This window comes from Hornefia butyriciproducens (assembly GCF_009695915.1).
Taxonomy (GTDB): domain Bacteria; phylum Bacillota; class Clostridia; order Peptostreptococcales; family Anaerovoracaceae; genus Aminicella; species Aminicella butyriciproducens.
Map to the genome: position 1 here is coordinate 87,799 of NZ_VUMZ01000007.1, position 17,370 is coordinate 105,168.

At 53.3% G+C, this 17,370-nt stretch carries 14 protein-coding genes; 2 read left to right on the forward strand and 12 right to left on the reverse strand.

Features of this window, described 5'->3' with window-relative positions; all coding sequences use genetic code 11:
* Positions 1–88: 88 nt before the first annotated feature.
* Together FYJ64_RS08305 and FYJ64_RS08310 are read right to left on the reverse strand one after the other, a co-directional pair.
* A complete protein-coding gene (locus FYJ64_RS08305) occupies positions 89–736 on the reverse strand; it encodes a DUF4367 domain-containing protein (protein WP_154574693.1) in 648 nt (215 codons plus the stop codon).
* Between the two features lies 1 nt (position 737).
* Positions 738–1,262 carry an RNA polymerase sigma factor gene (locus tag FYJ64_RS08310; protein ID WP_083628089.1) on the reverse strand — a complete coding sequence of 175 codons (525 nt, stop codon included), beginning with the start codon at positions 1,260–1,262 and terminating at the stop codon, positions 738–740.
* Between the two features lie 323 nt (positions 1,263–1,585).
* Here FYJ64_RS08310 and FYJ64_RS08315 point away from each other — a divergent pair, with 323 nt between their 5' ends.
* Positions 1,586–2,131, forward strand: a complete 546-nt coding sequence (locus FYJ64_RS08315) for an NADH peroxidase (protein ID WP_320616410.1) — start codon at positions 1,586–1,588, stop codon at positions 2,129–2,131.
* 244 nt (positions 2,132–2,375) lie between these two features.
* On the opposite strand, the gene dusB is transcribed toward FYJ64_RS08315, so the two are convergent.
* The 8 genes from dusB to metG form a co-directional block, all read right to left on the reverse strand.
* Positions 2,376–3,380, reverse strand: coding sequence for a tRNA dihydrouridine synthase DusB (dusB, locus tag FYJ64_RS08320; RefSeq protein WP_154574695.1), 1,005 nt, complete (start codon positions 3,378–3,380; stop codon positions 2,376–2,378).
* Positions 3,377–4,216 (reverse strand): type III pantothenate kinase, encoded by an 840-nt coding sequence (locus tag FYJ64_RS08325; protein ID WP_075712741.1) that lies wholly within the window; start codon positions 4,214–4,216, stop codon positions 3,377–3,379. Before FYJ64_RS08325 ends, dusB begins: the two co-directional genes overlap by 4 nt.
* Before the next feature lie 18 nt (positions 4,217–4,234).
* A complete protein-coding gene (locus tag FYJ64_RS08330) occupies positions 4,235–5,815 on the reverse strand; it encodes a PucR family transcriptional regulator (RefSeq protein WP_328597000.1) in 1,581 nt (526 codons plus the stop codon).
* Positions 5,812–7,953 (reverse strand): ATP-dependent zinc metalloprotease FtsH, encoded by a 2,142-nt coding sequence (gene ftsH, locus FYJ64_RS08335; RefSeq protein ID WP_154574696.1) that lies wholly within the window; start codon positions 7,951–7,953, stop codon positions 5,812–5,814. The genes FYJ64_RS08330 and ftsH overlap by 4 nt, the downstream gene beginning before the upstream one ends.
* 75 nt (positions 7,954–8,028) lie before the next feature.
* Positions 8,029–9,429 carry a tRNA lysidine(34) synthetase TilS gene (gene tilS / locus FYJ64_RS08340; protein WP_154574697.1) on the reverse strand — a complete coding sequence of 467 codons (1,401 nt, stop codon included), beginning with the start codon at positions 9,427–9,429 and terminating at the stop codon, positions 8,029–8,031.
* Positions 9,430–9,540: 111 nt separating this feature from the next.
* The gene (locus FYJ64_RS08345) at positions 9,541–9,762 is read right to left on the reverse strand and encodes a helix-turn-helix domain-containing protein (RefSeq protein WP_154574698.1); all 222 of its coding nucleotides are present in this window, start codon (positions 9,760–9,762) and stop codon (positions 9,541–9,543) included.
* A 176-nt stretch (positions 9,763–9,938) separates the two neighbouring features.
* Positions 9,939–10,781: a TatD family hydrolase gene (locus FYJ64_RS08350; protein WP_154574699.1), complete on the reverse strand. Its 843-nt coding sequence runs from the start codon at positions 10,779–10,781 to the stop codon at positions 9,939–9,941.
* Between the two features lie 10 nt (positions 10,782–10,791).
* Positions 10,792–12,735 carry a methionine--tRNA ligase gene (gene metG, locus FYJ64_RS08355; RefSeq protein ID WP_154574700.1) on the reverse strand — a complete coding sequence of 648 codons (1,944 nt, stop codon included), beginning with the start codon at positions 12,733–12,735 and terminating at the stop codon, positions 10,792–10,794.
* A gap of 202 nt (positions 12,736–12,937) precedes the next feature.
* Between metG and FYJ64_RS08360 the strand changes: the two genes are divergently transcribed.
* Positions 12,938–14,104: a DUF4317 domain-containing protein gene (locus FYJ64_RS08360; protein WP_154574701.1), complete on the forward strand. Its 1,167-nt coding sequence runs from the start codon at positions 12,938–12,940 to the stop codon at positions 14,102–14,104.
* A 107-nt stretch (positions 14,105–14,211) separates the two neighbouring features.
* Here the strand turns inward: FYJ64_RS08360 and pflA are convergent, their stop codons facing one another.
* Both pflA and pflB read right to left on the reverse strand, forming a co-directional pair.
* Positions 14,212–14,922: a pyruvate formate-lyase-activating protein gene (gene pflA, locus FYJ64_RS08365; protein WP_154574702.1), complete on the reverse strand. Its 711-nt coding sequence runs from the start codon at positions 14,920–14,922 to the stop codon at positions 14,212–14,214.
* 131 nt (positions 14,923–15,053) lie between these two features.
* The gene (gene pflB / locus FYJ64_RS08370) at positions 15,054–17,285 is read right to left on the reverse strand and encodes a formate C-acetyltransferase (protein ID WP_154574703.1); all 2,232 of its coding nucleotides are present in this window, start codon (positions 17,283–17,285) and stop codon (positions 15,054–15,056) included.
* Positions 17,286–17,370 lie beyond the last annotated feature (85 nt).

Consider the following 17,370-nt stretch of genomic DNA (forward strand, 5'->3'; position numbering starts at 1 on the left):
CTCGCTGTATTCTGAAATAACATTTCTATACATAATAACGAGGAGAGTCTCTGAAACGTGACATCTTATTTTATTTTTTTTAATTTTTTCACTCTATCACCCGAATCAGCTCATCATAACTCACGTTGCCTGTCAAATCATAGACATACTTTCCATCATCCCAAACGATTACCCAGGTATCTTCATCATGTATTGCAATTGCATCATGCCCATCAACTTTGAAGGTCTTACGTTCGTCGCTCTCAGCATTCAGATACATCTTTGTATCATCTGCCACAGACTGCTGGAGCGCAATGAATTTACCGTCATGGTTCTCATAATTTACATAATAACCGCTGTCGTGCCTGCTCTCTTCCTTCACCGTGAACCCGTCGGGAATTTTCAGTTTTCGGATCTTAAATCCGCCAGTTTCACTGTCCGTATTCTCCCGATGGAATTCTATTATCCATTCTACAGCCTTTTTTTGAATGTTCCAGATAACAGACGGCTTTACGATTGCGATTGAGACCACTGCCGAGGTCATCACAAGCGCTGCAATCACAGCGATAACCGCGGCTTTTCTTATTCTGAAATGCGGCACAGGGACATAGTGTCGCTCGGAGAACCTCACATAAGACAAAATTTTTTCTTCAAATTCCTCAGTGAAACTGTGTTCCGGCGAATTGACGGAGTCCTTTTCAATTGTGTTGATTTCTTCATCATATATCAATACAAGTGCTTCCCTTATTCTTTCCATCTTATTCTCCCAACCGTTTTTTCAGCATTTCCCGTCCTCGATGCAGACGTTTGCGAATTGTTTCCGGACTCACTCCGAGGAAAGCTGCTATTTCGACAGCGCGATATCCTGCCACCGCATTCAGCCACAAAACATCTCTGTATTTTGCCGGCATTTCCTTCAAAACATCAACAACATCTCTCAGTTTTTCTGGCGTATTTTCGTCCGTCCCTGCATAACCTCTGACCGGCTGTTCTTCATTTAACTCACCTGTAAAAGCCTTTCTTTTACGAAGCAAATCAATTGAAATGTTCTTAATAATAATAACGAGAAAATTTCTAGTTTCGTGACATTCAATCTCACCGATTTTTGAAAAATTCTTTGCCACGCGAAAAAAGGTTTCATTTACAGCATCTTCAGCATCTTCATAGTCTTCAAGGGCATTATACGCAACGTAAAACAACAGATTCTTATATCTGTGATACAGTTTCTCAAATTTTGTCTGTTCCTCAGGCGTATCTACAATCTGTAAGAAAATAGCGAGCATCTGTCATCCCTCTCATGTTGCTGTCAAGGCTGCACAATATCGACAAAAAAGAAAATTTCTTCCTTTTATTATAATTCTGCAGCAAAATAAATGCAATATTTCCCCATATCACATAACTGCGTCGATAAGTTCTTTTTTCAGCTTTACCGCCGTCTTTAACCTGTTTCCCCCGCATCATTTTCCTCGCTTCTGTAATTTATTTGTAAAAAAATAAAATTAGACTGTTTCTAATCCTGATTCTGTGGTAGAATAAAAGTGTTACAGCAAATGATTGTGACAAACCGACATAAAAGTTTATATATTTTCAACCAAGGAGGTACATGATTATGAAATGGGTATGTTCAGTTTGCGGATACGTTTATGAAGGACCGGAACCCCCGGCACAGTGCCCGGTATGCAAGGTTCCTGCAGATAAGTTTGTGAAGCAGGAGGACGAGGTTTCCTGGGCGGACCAGCATGTGGTCGGCGTTGCCAAGGGCGTAGATCAGGAGATCGTAGACGGTCTGAAGGCGAACTTTGAGGGCGAGTGCTCCGAAGTCGGAATGTATCTTGCGATGGCGAGAGTAGCGCACAGAGAAGGTTATCCGGAAGTCGGCCTGTACTACGAAAAGGCCGCTTACGAGGAGGCTGAGCACGCAGCGAAATTTGCAGAGCTGCTGGGCGAAGTCCTGACGGATTCCACCGAAAAGAACCTGTCCATGAGAGTGGATGCGGAAGCAGGTGCCTGCAAGGGCAAGAAGGATCTGGCGACCAGAGCCAAGGAGCTTGGTCTTGACGCGATCCATGACACCGTCCACGAAATGTGCAAGGACGAGGCGAGACACGGTGCGGCCTTCAAGGGACTGCTTGACAGATACTTCGGCAAATAAAAATATACAGAGAAGGATGAAATTCCTGTCAGTCGCTCGTCCGCAGGCGAGCCCGGGACAGGTACCATCCCCGAGCTCATAAAAGGAGCCGCTGCATCAGACGGTTTAGCGATGATGCAGCGGCTTTTTACGTCCTTATATTATCTTGTCTTGTGTCTTTTCTTCTCTCTTCGGTGCCTGCGGGGCTGCAGCCGTTATGGGTTCAGTCTCAAGCGCTCAGCGAATTCGCAGACAAAGCCTGGCGCTAAAGTCCTTTGATGATCCTTCGCAGCTCGTCCACATCCGTAATCTGGTTCACCTGCCGGCGAAAGGCTGCGCTTCCCGGAATTCCGCGGATATACCATCCGCAGATCTTGCGCATCTCCCGAACCGCCGTGTAGTCGCCCTTCCAGCCGGTCAGGTCATCCAGATGGCGCAGCAGCATTTCCCGGATCTCCTGAAGCGATGGCGGCGGAACAGGCGGAAGTCCCTGCCAGTCGCGGCTGAGATCGCGGAAAAGCCATGGATTTCCCAGCGCACCCCGGCCGATCATCACCAGGTCGCAGCCCGTCTGTTCCATCATCGCGCGGGCAGAGGAAACATCGGTCACATCGCCGTTTCCGATGACCGGAATCTTTACCGCCTGCTTAACTGCCGCAATCGCGTCCCAATCCGCCTTTCCGGTATATAACTGTGCACGGGTCCTTCCGTGAACCGCTACCGCGGCTCCGCCGCCGGCTTCAATCGCCTTGGCCGTTTCCACTGCGTTATTCTCGCCTGCACCGTAGCCGATCCGGATCTTCGCCGTAACAGGCTTTGTCGTATGCGCCACCGCCGTAGCAACGATCCTCTCAATCCTGACGGGATCCTTCAGCAGCGCGGAACCGTCACCGTTGCGCACCACCTTCGGCATGGGACAGCCCATATTGATATCCAGCAGAGCGTGGCCGTACTGCTCCAGTTTCTCCGCCGCGAAGGCGATGACCTCCGGTTCGCTGCCGAAAATCTGACAGGCGGTCGGGCCCTCGTCATCATACAGCGCCAGAAGCTTTTCCGTCTTCCGGTCGCCGTAATACATTCCCTTGGCGCTGACCATTTCCGAATACGTCAAAGACGCCCCCATCTGCCGGCAGATGCGCCGCATGGGAGCGTCGGTAATTCCCGCCAGAGGTGCGAGGACAAAGGGATTCTCCAGCTTCAGTTTCCCGATGGATACACATTCCCCTGCCTTCGCTTCTCTCGTTCCGATGTCTGTTTCGTTATGATTCATCGCGTCTCTTTATCACAATCACATTTCATTTTATCTTTGTGGATATGGCGGCTGCGGCGGTTCTTGCGGTAAATGATCTCCAGACCCTCGAGAGTCAGAAGCTTGTCCACATAATCGATGCATCCGACGCCGCTTTCAATCATGGAGGCCAGACCGCCGGTGGCGACCACCTTGACCGGCCTGTCTGTATCGGTCAGTTCCTCCAGTTCCTTCTTCATCTTACGCACCATGAATTCCACCATACCCATGTGTCCGTATATCAGTCCCGACTGCATACTCTGAATAGTGTTTCTGCAGATGGCCGTTCCCGGCTCCTCCAGTTCCACCTTCGGAAGCATCGCAGTCTTCTGGAAAAGCGCCTCCGAGGAAATTTTCAGTCCCGGCGCGATAGTTCCGCCGAGATATTCCGCCTTGTCGGTAATCGCGCAGAACGTGGTCGCGGTGCCGAAATCGATGATGATCAGAGGCCCGCCGTACTTGTTATATGCGGCGACGGCGTTCACGATCCGGTCCGCCCCCACCTGCTTGGGATTGTCATACTTCACAATCAGCCCGGTCTTGACACCGGACTCCACCACGATGGCTCTCCTGTTGAAATACTTCTGCGACATGTGCTGTACCGTAAACAGCACTGACGGGACGACGGTGGAAATAATCACATCCCGGACCTCGCTCATCACCAGTCCTTCATAATCAAAGAGCTGGCGGACAAGCATGCCGTATTCGTCCGCGCTTTTGTTGGGATCCGTCTCGATCCTCCAGTTCGTCACCAGCTTTCCGTCTTTGAACACTCCAAGTACGGTATTGCTGTTTCCAATGTCAAAGGCTAATAACATCTTCTCCTTATCCTTCAGTTATTTAACGACTCTCTCCAGTCTTTTCAGCGCCAGGGCCATCGTGAGACCCGGGATAACACGATTCCCGGTAATCTCCGCGCCCAGAATCTCATTAATTCTCTTCAGTCTGTACTGAACTGTATTCGTATGGATTCCCATAAACACACTGGTCTTGCTGCTGTTCATGCCCGCATCGAGCACAAAGGTCTCCAGCGTTTCCAGAAGCTGTCGCGCTTTATTCTCTCCGACCTCACGCCTGAACGGCTCCAGAAGATCCATATAGTTTTTCTTCAGGTAACCTCCCTGTACCTGCAGGTTGATGCAGTTGGAAACCAGCGCCAGCTCATATTTTGTAAACACCCTCTTGTACGGGAAGACGCTCTCCACGAAGGTCCAGGTCTCACCGATCAGACGGAACGCATCCGCCGCACCCTCGATACCGTCGATTCCGGTGGCGTGGAAAATCCGCACTGTCTTGTTGCCCTCCTTCAGGCGGTCAAACAGATGAAGAACGCCCATTTTCTGTGTGGTTTCGCTGTCCTCCGGTTTGTTCCCGTTTTTCAGGATCACGCCGTAGGTTTCCTCACCCTCCGCGATACACATGACTTCGAGATTTTCCTCCCGCTCGCAGGCCGCTATGATTTCATGCCCCTCAGGAGTCTCGATCCCTTTCGCATAGAACACGCCGAGGATGTTCTCACTCACGATTTCCATCTCGTCCTTGAGCGAGTAGGCAAGACTTTTGTTGGAGCGGATCAGCGCCTTGATAAATTCCGCCCTCACATCCCGCTCCGGCGTGTACTTCCACATACCCATGGCCAGCTCGATGATTTCCGCCAGTTTAGTGATCTCTCCGGCAGAATAATTGTCGTCGTTATCCACGATGAACAAAAAATATTTCTCACTGTTTATGGTAATCGGGCCCCAGTAGGTGAGCACACCGTTGACATCGATAAAGGTGTAGATGCCCGACTTCTCCACGTCTCGTTCTTTTCCGGCGCGTATGGCGTCAGCGATGGTTGTCCTCTGCCGCGTCTCCACCGTCAGAATCGGGTTGAAATCTCTGGACAGGAGCACCACCTGAAATTCATTGCTGACCGCCGCCTCCTTCAATGCTGCCTGGAAACTGTTATGCTTTTCAAAATCCAGCAGATGGTAGATCGTGTTGTTAATCAGCCCGTTCTTGAAATTATCGCCGTAGAGCAGCTTGTCCATCACCTGCTCGATCGCTTCGGAATACACCGCTTTGTTATCCGGCGGAATCACGATAAGCGGAAGCCCGGACTCCTCAGCCGCCGCCACAACGGCTTTGTTCAAAGAGTCCGCTCCCTGAGGCAGATGAAACACCGCCAGCGCGGCGACGCCGGCTTTCCCCAGCGCCTGAACGATCCTCGTCTTCTCCTCGTCCGTGGGCACGCCGCGGAAAGAGGTGAGCAGAAGCTGCTCCCTGACGCCGTTCTCCGCTGCTGCTGCATCAGCATTGTCAGCGTCAAGAAAGGAAATGGACCGCACTCTGTTGTCAATATTCCTTTTGCCTGCCAGCAATACGCCCGGTGTAAACGCTTCCAGCTCCAGGCAATCCTTTACAGTAACTTTCACAGCCGTTCGCCTTCTTTCTCATCCGCAGAATTCTCCCCCTCCGGGTTATTCTCCTCTGTCCGGCGCGGTGCATCCTGAGCCTCCGGTGCATCCTGCTCCGGGCTCTCTGCCTCCGGCTCCGGCTCACTCTGTGCCGGAGTGCTCTGTACCTCCGGTTCGTCCGGTTCGTCGTCATCGTTCAGGTAATCGGTGTCGTATCTGGCAAGTTCCGCTGCCAGGCGCGCCTCCTCTTCCCTGCGCAGACGCTCTGACTCTTCCGCCTCCCGGGCATTCTGCCGACGGATCTCAGCCTCTTTTTCCATGACCTGCTGCTCCAGTTCCTCCGCGGTCACCTTCCCCGTGTACAGAGCCTCAAACTGCTCACCGTCCAGGGTTTCGACACGCATCAGAGCCTGTGCAACACGTTCCAGCTTGTCCATATTCTCCTGCAGGATTTTTTCCGTCATGCTGTACGCTTCCTCAATAATCCTGCGCACCTCGGTATCGATCTCCATCGCGACGCCCTCTGAATAGGACTTTGTCTTAGAATAGTCCCGTCCGAGGAAGACATCGCTGGAATCACTGTAATTCACCGGTCCGATCTTGGAGCTGAACCCGTACTTGGTAACCATGTCGCGGGCCGTCTCCGTCGCCCTCTGAATATCGTTGCTCGCTCCGGTGCTGATATCATCCAGCGTCAGCGCTTCTGCCACTCGGCCGCCCAGAAGGTGCTGGATCTCATGCTCCATGTCCTTCTTGGTTCCATAAGAGCGATCCTCCGTAGGCAAAGACATCGTGAAACCTCCGGCCTGCCCTCTGGGGATGATGGTGATCTGATGAACCGGATCGGAACCCGGAATACTCCGCATCACAATCGCGTGGCCCGCCTCGTGATACGCCGTCAGTCTCTTTTCTTTTTCGCTGATCACACGGCTCTTCTTGGCGGGGCCGGCGATCACCTTGGTCGTCGCCTCCTCGATTTCCGCCATGCGGATTCTCCTGCCGTTTCTTCTGGCCGTAATCAGCGCCGCCTCGTTCAGCAGATTCTCCAGGTCCGCCGGCGTGAAGCCCGGAGTTCTTCTGGCCAGGATCTCCGGCGAAACCTCCTCTGACAGCGGTTTGTCCTTGGAGTGAACACGGATTATCTCCTCTCTGCCCTTAACGTCCGGAATGCCGATGACAATCTGACGGTCAAAGCGTCCCGGTCTCAGCAGAGCCGGATCCAGAACGTCCGGACGGTTTGTCGCGGCCAGAATGATGATACCGGAATTCTCTCCGAATCCGTCCATCTCAACCAGCAGCTGATTCAGCGTCTGCTCCCGCTCGTCGTTGCCGCCGCCCAGTCCGGCGCCTCTCTGACGTCCCACCGCGTCGATCTCGTCGATAAACACGATGCAGGGCGCATTTTTCTTGGCCTGCTCGAACAGGTCTCTGACACGGGACGCACCGACGCCGACAAACATTTCAACAAAGTCGGAGCCGCTGATCGTAAAGAACGGCACTCCCGCTTCGCCCGCTGTCGCCCGCGACACGTAGGTTTTTCCTGTTCCCGGAGGGCCGACCAGCAGGATTCCCTTGGGGATTCGCGCGCCGACCTCCTGATATTTCCTCGGATCCTTGAGGAAGTCCACGACCTCTTCAAGTTCCTCCTTCTCCTCTTTCAGACCCGCGACATCCGCGAAGGTAATCACCTTCCCGTCGCCCTTATACAGTCTGGCCTTGCTCTTTCCGAACTGGAACGCCTTGCCGTTGCCTCCCTGATTCATCATCAGATAGAACAGGAAGCCGAGGGCGATCACCATAATAATGGTGGGCAGTATCTGCAGAATCGCACTGCCTGAGCTCGGCGGCTTGCTGTAATAGGAAATTTTGCCGCTGCTGATTCCCTTGGTGATATATTTCTGGAACAGCCACTGCTCATCCACGATGTTGTTGCAGTAGGCGTACACATATTCCTTGTCGCCGATCTTTCCCGTAACCTTATAGTCCGAGCCGATGCTGATTTCGGTAATCTTTCCCTGCTCCAGGTACTGCACCAGCGTGGAATATCTTACCTTCTTGTTGCTGGCGCCGGCGCCGCCCTTGTACAGAACTGCCGCACCGAGAACCAGTCCGAATATCACGAGATATATGACGATGTTCTTCGCAAATCGTTTCAATTTTCTGTTTCCCTCCGCTGTATTCTCTTTGAGTTTTAATTTGTTTTTTTCTAACAAATTAACTCATTAATTTTATCATACTATACCAATTATTTCAACCGTAATCACTCTTTTTGTATCCGGAGACAAAGCATAATTCGCACTGTACCGCGGCCGCGACGGACCGCAGTCTCCCCGGGGAATGAACAGAACCTCCCTGCCGATGGCGACAAGCGGGATCCGATCTCGTTTTTCCTTCGGAATCTTCTCGTCCACAAAGAGATCCTGGATTTTCTTCCGACCCCCGCGGATTCCCAGAAAATCTCCGCTCCCACGCGTCCGCAGCGTGATTTTTGTAACAAAATCCGATCCGTATGCGTCTTCAAGCGCATCCGCGTCAAACACCGCGGCCCCCGGCGGAAAATCCGCTTCCTCTGCAGGAAGAACGGTCAGCGCAAGCCTGACATGCGCCGGTTCCGCTTCCGCGGCCCGTGACGGCGCACGCAGCACCAGCCGGCCGTATTCCATACAGGCCCGATAGCCGTGAGGCAGATCTGCCGAGGCAGATGGTGACCCGCTTCGGAGAATTGCTTCAATCCCACTGTAATGGGCAGATGTCATATCCTGAAACAGTCCCAGCGTTCCCAGCGCCTTCCCGATTATATGCTTCCGCAGCGCAGGATGCAGCTCCGCCAGATCTTTGCGGAAGCACAGTCCGGTCTCGCCCCGACGCTCCATTCCCTCTTTCATGTATGCCGCCGCCATCGTGTCCAGATAATCTCTGGTCTCTGCCGCCGATCGTCCCAGCCTCAGAATCGCCTCCCGTATATGGGGGTTGTACTGCCTGAGCGCCGGCATCAGCTCCAGCCGGATCCGGTTTCTGGCGTACTCGGTCGACGCGTTGGTCCGGTCTGTCCGGGGCTGCAGGTCGTGTTCTCTGCAATACTCCAGTATCCGGGATTTGGGGATCTCCAGCAGAGGACGGATGATCCGGAAACCGGCCTCGTCCTCCCGTTCTGCCGCCATCCCCGAGAGGCCGCCGACTCCCGTGCCCCGCATCAGGCGGAACATAATCGTTTCTGCCTGATCGTCCGCATTATGAGCCAGAGCGACGGCGATATCCTTCCGATCTACGCCCTGTTCGCAGAGAGCCTCTGCCCTGGCGCGGAAGGCTTCATAACGCATCCATCTTCCGGTTTCCTCTGTCGTTTCACCCCGGGCCTCCGCCGCGGCGCGGCAGTCAAACTCCACTGAATAGCAGTCCAGCCCGCTCTCCCGGCAGAGCCGTTCTACAAAGGCCTGGTCTGCCTCCGCCTCTCCCGGGCGGATTTTGTGATTGACGTGAACCGGATACAGCTTCAGGTCCAGCTCTGCGGAAAGATTTTTCAACACACTAAAAAGGCACATAGAATCCGGACCTCCTGAAAGTCCGATCACAATGTGCTGGTGTTCTCTTATCAGGCTGCTGTTTCTGACAGCGTCTACTACGGTATTCATGGTTGTATTATACCATTCCGGCGGGCAGATTCAAACAGAAAATCGGTTTCAGCCGGAACATTTCACAGTACCTTCACATCCTGTCTCCGCCTGTCACATCCGGGAAGAAAATCACTTCTCTTCTGCAGCATCATCGTCCGGAATATACTTCACGATTCCTTCGATAGGACATTGATAAATATTGCAGAGATCGTTCAGCGTCGTCGTGTTCACCGGTTTGTTATGCCGCAACCGGTCGATTGTGGACGAGCTGAAATGATACTCGTTGATCAGAGCATACGTAGTGATTCCCGATTCTTTTGTCCGTTCCCAGAATGGTTCATAACTGATCATACAACCTGCACCGTCCCGGAACAATTATAAAAGGTCAGTCGGCAGGTTGACTATGCTCTATAAAACGACTATACTGTAAAGTACAGGTAACTCGCGGTTCTCTTCCGCGCAGTCGCTCTGTCTAAAAATCGAAAGAAGCCGTTGCCCCGCCTGTGCGGGGGGACGGCTTCTTTCGTTCAGATCCCGTAAAATCGTTTTGCATTTTCGCAGGTGATCGCTGCGATATCCTCGTAGCTCATCCCTTTCAATACTGCGACCCGGCGGGCCACATATTCCACATATGGAGGCATGTTCGGTCTCCCGCGTTTCGGTTCCGGTGCCAGATACGGCGAATCTGTCTCAACCGTCAGAAACTCGGGCGGAATCGTCTGTGCGACCTCGACGGTTCTGCGGTTGTTCCGGAAGGTGACCGGACCGCAGATCGAAATCGTCGCACCCAGCTTCACATACTGCTCTGCGGTCTCCCGGCTTCCGGAGAAGCAGTGAATCAGCACCCTGCTGTCCGGCAGTTCATCCCCGTCCGGCCCCTTTCTGGTCGGAAAGGCCGACTGCCGTTCCCGGCTGAACGCGCCCTCCTCCTTCAGAATCTCCATCGTCTCCTGTTCCGCATCTCTGGAATGGATCACGATGGGCAGGGACAGCTCATTGGCCATGCGGATCTGCTCCCGGAACCACTTCCGCTGCACGTCCCGTTCAGAATTATCATAGTAGAAATCCAGTCCGATCTCACCGATCCCCTTCACCTTCGGATGTTCCGCAAGACTCCGTATTTCCTCCAGCGTGGCGGCGCCGCTCTCTAGATCCTTTGCATCGTGAGGATGTACGCCGACAACGGCGTAGCACCACTCCCAGGTATCCGCGTCTCTGACCGCCTGCCGGGAAGTCGCGATGTTTGAGCCTCCGTCCATAACATAAGCTACCGGCGAAGCCTCGATAGCCTCCGCCAGCTTTTTCCGATCCTCCTCTGAAAAGGATTCCTCGTTGATATGCGCATGCGCGTCAAATAATATTTTGTCCATGGAAATGCCTCTAATTCACCGCGTTCCCGTCGGGAGCCTCTGTGGTCACCAGCTTCACATGCTTTCCGTCCTCTGCGAACAGAATCATTCCCTTCGACTCCATGCCCCGGAACATACGCGGCTTCAGGTTCGCCACAACGATGACCTTCTTTCCGACCATCTCCTCCGGACTGAAGTCCTTCGCGACGCCGGAAATAATCTGGCGTTTTTCCGTTCCCATCTGCACCTGGAATACAAGCAGGCGATCTGCATCCGGATGCTTCTCTGCGGACAGAATCGTTCCCACGCGGAAGTCCATTTTGTCGAAATCTCCATATTCGATTTCCGGCTTCAGCTTCAGCGGAACGTTCTCTCCGGCTCCGTCCTTCGCCGCTGCCTGCTGTTTTTTCAACTCGTCCAGCTCCTTCAGCTCTTTTTCGATGTCAAGGCGCGGGAAGATAGCCTCACCGCGGCACACTTTGTTCCCCTCCAGCAGGTCAAAGACGAAGGTGTCTTCCCACCGGATCTCCCCGGTGATTCCGAGCTGCTCCCGGATCTTCTCTGTGGTGGTGTGCATATACGGATAGATCAGAATGGAAATAATCCGCAGCGACTCCGCCAGGTTATGCATACATGTGTCCAGCTCCGCCTTCCGGCTCTCGTCCTTCGCAAGAATCCACGGCGTCTTCTCATCGATATATTTGTTGGCGCGGCGTACCAGCACCCAGATATTCTCCAGCGCGCTGTTGAAGGCAAACCGGTCCATGTCTTTCTCCACTTCAGGCGCGACACTGACCGCCAGGCTCTTCAGTTCACGGTCGATCTCATCCTCAGTCTCCGCCTTCGGGATAACGCCTCCGCAGTATTTCTCGATCATGGCTGTGGTTCTGGACACCAGATTCCCCAGGTCGTTGGCCAGATCGAAGTTCATCCTCTTCAGCATCACTTCATTGGTAAATACGCCGTCCTGCCCAAAGGTATATTCCCGCAGCAGGAAATATTTCAGCGCATCGATGCCGTAGCGGTCGATCAGGACCACCGGATCCACAACGTTCCCCTTGGACTTGCTCATTTTGCCGCCGTCGATGAGCAGCCAGCCGTGCCCCAGCACCTGTTTCGGAAGCGGAAGGTCCAGCGACATCAGCATCGCGGGCCAGATGATGGAGTGGAAACGGACGATTTCCTTCCCCACCAGATGAACATCCGCCGGCCAATATTTGTTATACAGCTCCGGGTCGTCGGGATAGCCCAGCGCCGTAATATAATTCGTGAGCGCATCCAGCCAGACATAGATAACGTGCTCCGGATCGCCGGGCACCGGAATCCCCCACTTAAAGGTCGAACGGGAGATGCAGAGGTCCTCCAGGCCCTGTCTGACGAACTCCTCCATCTCATGTCTTCTGGTATCCGGCTTCAGGAAATCCGGATTTTTCTCAAAAAGCTCCAGAATCCGGTCCTGGTATTTGGAAAGACGGAAGAAATACGCCTTCTCATGGGCTTTTTCCACCGGTCTTCCGCAGTCCGGGCAGCAGCCGTTCACCAGCTGGCTCTCCGTCCAGAAGGATTCACAGGGCGTACAGTACCAGCCCTCGTACTCGCCTTTGTAAATATCTCCCTTCTCGTTCATTTTGTTGAAGATCGCCTGCACGCGGCGGACGTGCCGCGGCTCCGTCGTGCGGATAAAGTCATCGTAGGAAATCTCCATGGTAGCCCAGAGTTTTTTCACTCCGGCAACGATCTCATCTACATATTCCTGAGGCGTAACGCCCTTCTCCTCCGCGATTTTCTGGATCTTCAGACCGTGCTCGTCCGTTCCCGTCAGAAAATGTACATCATAGCCGGACAGGCGCTTGAATCTGGCAACCGCATCCGCCATGACGGTGCAGTAGGTATGGCCTATATGCAGATTCGAACTCGGATAATAGATCGGGGTTGAGATGTAATATGTCCCCTTGCTAGCTTTGTTTTCAGACATCAAATCATTCCTTTCTTCTCCCCGTCGAATGGGACGGGGGCATTGACACTATTAGGATAGCACACGGAGAAACAAAATTCAATTCCGACCGTCGCAGATCAATGAGCAATTGAACCGGAAACCCGCACATGTTATTATGATATGTATGTTTTTTTAATGCGTGCTCAGCAAGTACTGTATTTTGTTCCACAGGAGGCATAACATGAATCAGAAAGAGCTCAATGAAATCCGCCGGCGTTTCAAGCCGGATCACAATGCCATCAGCAGGATCTACGGCTGCTATGTCAACGGCAACAAAGAACCGATTACATATATTGACACTTCCCTGGGGCTAATGCCGGAGGAAGAGCAGGATATGTACCTGGGACTTCTGAAGAAGTCTCTGTCCGGTGCGCTCGGACGGAATCTGATCGATATTGAATTCTCCACTGCGCAGGTGGAGGACAGTGAGGAGCATCGCCTGCTTCAGACTGTGCGCCAGTCAGGTCTGGAGAACAAAGACGCCCGTGAAGAGCTTTGCCGCCGCATCATTGACGCCATGGATCCGAGAGACACAAACTACCTCATCCTCCTGGCTTCAGACACTTATGACGTACCCTTCCGCGGCAGCGACGGTGCGGTCATGGATGACGCCTCTGAGTCGGTCTACCAGTATTTTGTCTGCAGTGTCTGTCCGGTGAAGGATCCGAAGCTGGAACTGATCTACAACAGTCAGGAGCACTCGTTCCGCAGCACATCCACAGGTCATATCGCTCTCGCACCGGAGCTGGGATTTCTGTTCCCCGCCTTCGACGACCGTTCGGCGAATATATACAACGCTCTTTTTTACAGCAAAAATCCCGACGAGGTACACCAGAACATCATTGACGCACTGTTTCACGTAGACCCGCCCATGTCTGCCGAGGAACAGAAGATTCTGTTCGACGATGCTCTGAGCAGTGCGCTGCAGGAGGACTGCTGCTACGACGTCGTACAATCCGTTCACGAGCAGGTGCGCTGCCGCATCGCGGAGCACAAAGAGAGCAAAGATCCTGAGCCTCTCGTCCTGTCCATTCCCGAAGTCGGCGATGTCCTGAGACACAGCGGAGTTCCTGCCGAAAAGGCCGAAGCGTTCCAGCAGGAGTGCCGCGAACGCTATGGAGAATTTGCGGAGCTGAACCCGCGTAATATCATCGAAAGCGGGAAATTCCGGATCGAGACGCCCGACGTAAAGATTTCCGTGGCACCGGAGTACAGCAGCATGATCGAGACCCGCATCATAGACGGAAGTTCCTATATTCTGATTCCGGCCGGCGACGGCGTGGAGATCAACGGCATTCCGGTAAATGTTTCCGGCGTTTCCGGCGAGACAGAAGACAGCGGAGAGTAGTTGTCTCCGCCGTCCATCGTCTTCCTCCGCACGCATATCCCCACGAAAGAAGGGTCGCAGTTTCCCGCGACCCTTCTTTCTGTTAAAGAATATATAGATAAGATGATTTACACGATTTGTGTCAGACTGCTGAGCTGCTGCAGTCTGTTCCGGTTCATGGGTCTGACTCCCTGAAGACGGTAGCGCAGCCCCATCCTGTCATATTTGTTCTCCGCCATGTTATGATACCCCAGCAGCTCGATCTTCTTCACGGAACGGATCTTCCTGAGGAACTCGTTCAGACTGTAAATATACTGCTCGTCATCGTTAAAGCCGGGAACGATCACCTGACGGATCCAGATCGGCTTGTCCAGACGGTTGATCACCTCGATCAGACGAAACAGAGGACTCTGCTCCCGGCCGGTCAGCTCCCGGAACTTTTTCGGATCAATATGCTTGATGTCAAGCAGCAGCATATCTGCCGCATCGATGACCTTCTCCGACATATCGTCAAAATACGTTCCGCTGGTGTCAATCGCCGAGGAGATTCCTTCTCTCTTCAGCGCACGTACCGCTTCCAGAACGAATTCGCCCTGCAGCAGCGGTTCGCCGCCGGAAAATGTAACGCCGCCGTTGGCGCCGTAATACGGTCTTCCCCGTTTTGCGCGGCGCACGACCTCTTCCACGGTGATTTCCTGTCCGCCTGCCGGATTCCACGTGTCCGGATTATGGCAATAGGCGCACCGGGCAGGGCAGCCCTGCAGAAAGAATACGGTACGGATTCCCGGACCGTCAACCGCTCCGAACGTCTCTATTGAGTGTAATCTACCTGTCGCCATGTGTCAACCTGCTCCTCTGAATTCAAAATACTTTGCAAATACTCTTTCTTCTGCCGCGGCGCTGCCGACAGACTGCCGTCAGCACCCGCAGAACCCGCGCGGAGTTCTGCGGGAGGACATTATCCGATATCTTAAATCGCCTCGTGGAAGGTTCTCTCGATGACTTCCTTCTGATGAGCCTTGGACAGTGCGTTGAAGCGCACCGCGTATCCGGAAACGCGAACGGTCAGGCTCGGATACTTATCCGGATTATTGTACGCATCAATCAGCGTCTCGCGATTCAGCACATTCACATTGAGATGGTGCGCACCCTGATTGAAGTACCCGCTCAGCAGCGTAACCAGATTGTCTGTCCTCTGCTCCTTGTCCTTGCCAAGGGAGTCCGGTGTGATGCTGAAGGTGTTGGAGATTCCATCCTGGCAGGTGTTCCAGTCGATTTTGGCCACCGAGTTCAGCGACGCAACCGCTCCGTGGGTATCACGCTGGTGCATCGGGTTGGCTCCCGGTGCGAACGGCGTCGTCGCCCGGCGTCCGTCCGGTGTGTTTCCGGTCTTCTTTCCGTACATTACATTGGATGTGATCGTAAGCACCGACAGCGTGGTGACCGCGTTTCTGTAGGCAGGATGCTTTCTCAGTTCCGCGATGGACTTTTCCGAAATCGCGACCGCGATATCGTCTACTCTGTCGTCGTCATTGCCGTACTTGGGGAAGTCGCCCTCGGTTTTGTAGTCCACGATAATGCCTCTCTCATCGCGGATCGGCGTAACCTTCGCGTATTTGATCGCGGACAGGGAATCCGCCGCTACCGAGAATCCCGCAACGCCGAACGCCATCAGCCTCTTCACCTCGGAATCCAGGAACGCCATCTGCGATCTCTCATAATCATATTTGTCGTGCATGAAGTGGATGATGTTCATGATGCGTGCATATACGCCCATGAGCCACTCCAGATAAATGTTATATCTTCTCCATACCTCATCGAAGTCCAGCGGGCCGTCGCCCATGGGCTCCATCTGCGGTCCGATACGTTCACCTGTACGCTCGTCAATTCCGCCGTTGATAGCCAGCAGCAGGCACTTGGCGAGGTTGCACCGCGCGCCGAAGAACTGCATCTGTTCTCCCATCTGAATCGCAGAAACACAGCAGGCGATGGAATAATCGTCTCCGTAATTCGGTCTCATTTTATCGTCATTCTCGTACTGGATCGAATCCGTGTCGATGGAGACCTGCGCACAGAATCTCTTGAACGGCTCCGGCAGCTTCTCCGACCAGAGAACTGTCAGATTCGGTTCCGGCGCGGGCCCCAGATTGTACAAAGTATTCAGGTAGCGGTAGGTCATCTTGGTGACTCTGTGTCTGCCGTCTGCACCGATACCGCCCAGACCCTCTGTGATCCACATGGGGTCGCCGCCGAACAGCTCGTTATATTCATTGGTTCTCAGATGTCTCGCCACTCTGAGTTTGAGGATGAAGTCGTCAACGAATTCCTGAATCTGCTCTTCAGTGTATCTTCCTGACGCAAGGTCTCTCTCCGCATAGACATCCAGGAAGGTGGCGGTTCTTCCCAGCGACATCGCCGCTCCGTTCTCCTCCTTGATACCCGCAAGATATGCGAAGTACACCCACTGAATCGCTTCCTTCACATCCTGAGCCGGACGGGAGATATCAAAGCCGTAGCTCTCCGCCATCTTCTTGATCTCCTTCAGCGCGGCAATCTGGTTCCAGACCTCTTCAGCCAGCCGCACATTCTCCTCCGTCATCTCCTCGCGGGAACTGATTTCATCGTGATCCTTCTGCTTCTGCTCAATCAGATAATCCAGACCGTAAAGCGCGGCTCTTCTGTAATCGCCGATGATTCTTCCGCGTCCGTAGGCGTCCGGAAGACCGGTAATGAATCCAAGGTGTCTCGCCTTTCTCATTTCAGGAGAGTAGGCCTTGAACACGCCGTCATTGTGGGAAGTCATATAGTTGAACAGGAACTGAATGTTCTCGGGAAGTTCTTCACCGTACTCCGCAACCTCTTCCCGAACCATTTTGATTCCGCCAAAGGGGCAGATTCCTCTTTTCAGCGGTTCATCCGTCTGCAGTCCCACGATGATGTCTTTGTCCTTGTCAATGTACCCGGGCTCAAACGCGTTGATCCGCATGATTCTGCTGGCGTCCACCTTCAGTGTTCCACCGTTCTTCCTCTCTCTGACCAGGAGATCCTTCACCTTTTCATTGACCTCGGCCGTCCTTTCCGTGGGTCCCGCCAGGAAGCTGCTGTCGCCGTTGTACTGGGTGAAATTCAGATTGATGAAATCATCCACAAAGATCTGATCCTGCCAGAGGCCTCCTTTGAACCCTTCCCATTCTTTTCTCATACGATTACTCCTTTCAGCTGTCTATGTCAAATGCTTTCTATCAGCCGCGAAATGCGCCGCGCGGCTGCCTGTATCTTGTATACAA

What these genes read in the sequence shown, in the direction of transcription:
- FYJ64_RS08360 (WP_154574701.1), top strand. Translation starts at nt 12,938, where the DNA reads ATGAATCAGAAAGAGCTCAATGAAATCCGCCGGCGTTTCAAGCCGGAT.
- pflA (WP_154574702.1), bottom strand. Translation starts at nt 14,922, where the DNA reads ATGGCGACAGGTAGATTACACTCAATAGAGACGTTCGGAGCGGTTGAC.
- dusB (WP_154574695.1), bottom strand. Translation starts at nt 3,380, where the DNA reads ATGAATCATAACGAAACAGACATCGGAACGAGAGAAGCGAAGGCAGGG.
- metG (WP_154574700.1), bottom strand. Translation starts at nt 12,735, where the DNA reads ATGTCTGAAAACAAAGCTAGCAAGGGGACATATTACATCTCAACCCCG.
- tilS (WP_154574697.1), bottom strand. Translation starts at nt 9,429, where the DNA reads ATGAATACCGTAGTAGACGCTGTCAGAAACAGCAGCCTGATAAGAGAA.
- FYJ64_RS08350 (WP_154574699.1), bottom strand. Translation starts at nt 10,781, where the DNA reads ATGGACAAAATATTATTTGACGCGCATGCGCATATCAACGAGGAATCC.
- FYJ64_RS08305 (WP_154574693.1), bottom strand. Translation starts at nt 736, where the DNA reads ATGGAAAGAATAAGGGAAGCACTTGTATTGATATATGATGAAGAAATC.
- pflB (WP_154574703.1), bottom strand. Translation starts at nt 17,285, where the DNA reads ATGAGAAAAGAATGGGAAGGGTTCAAAGGAGGCCTCTGGCAGGATCAG.
- FYJ64_RS08325 (WP_075712741.1), bottom strand. Translation starts at nt 4,216, where the DNA reads ATGTTATTAGCCTTTGACATTGGAAACAGCAATACCGTACTTGGAGTG.
- FYJ64_RS08310 (WP_083628089.1), bottom strand. Translation starts at nt 1,262, where the DNA reads ATGCTCGCTATTTTCTTACAGATTGTAGATACGCCTGAGGAACAGACA.
- FYJ64_RS08345 (WP_154574698.1), bottom strand. Translation starts at nt 9,762, where the DNA reads ATGATCAGTTATGAACCATTCTGGGAACGGACAAAAGAATCGGGAATC.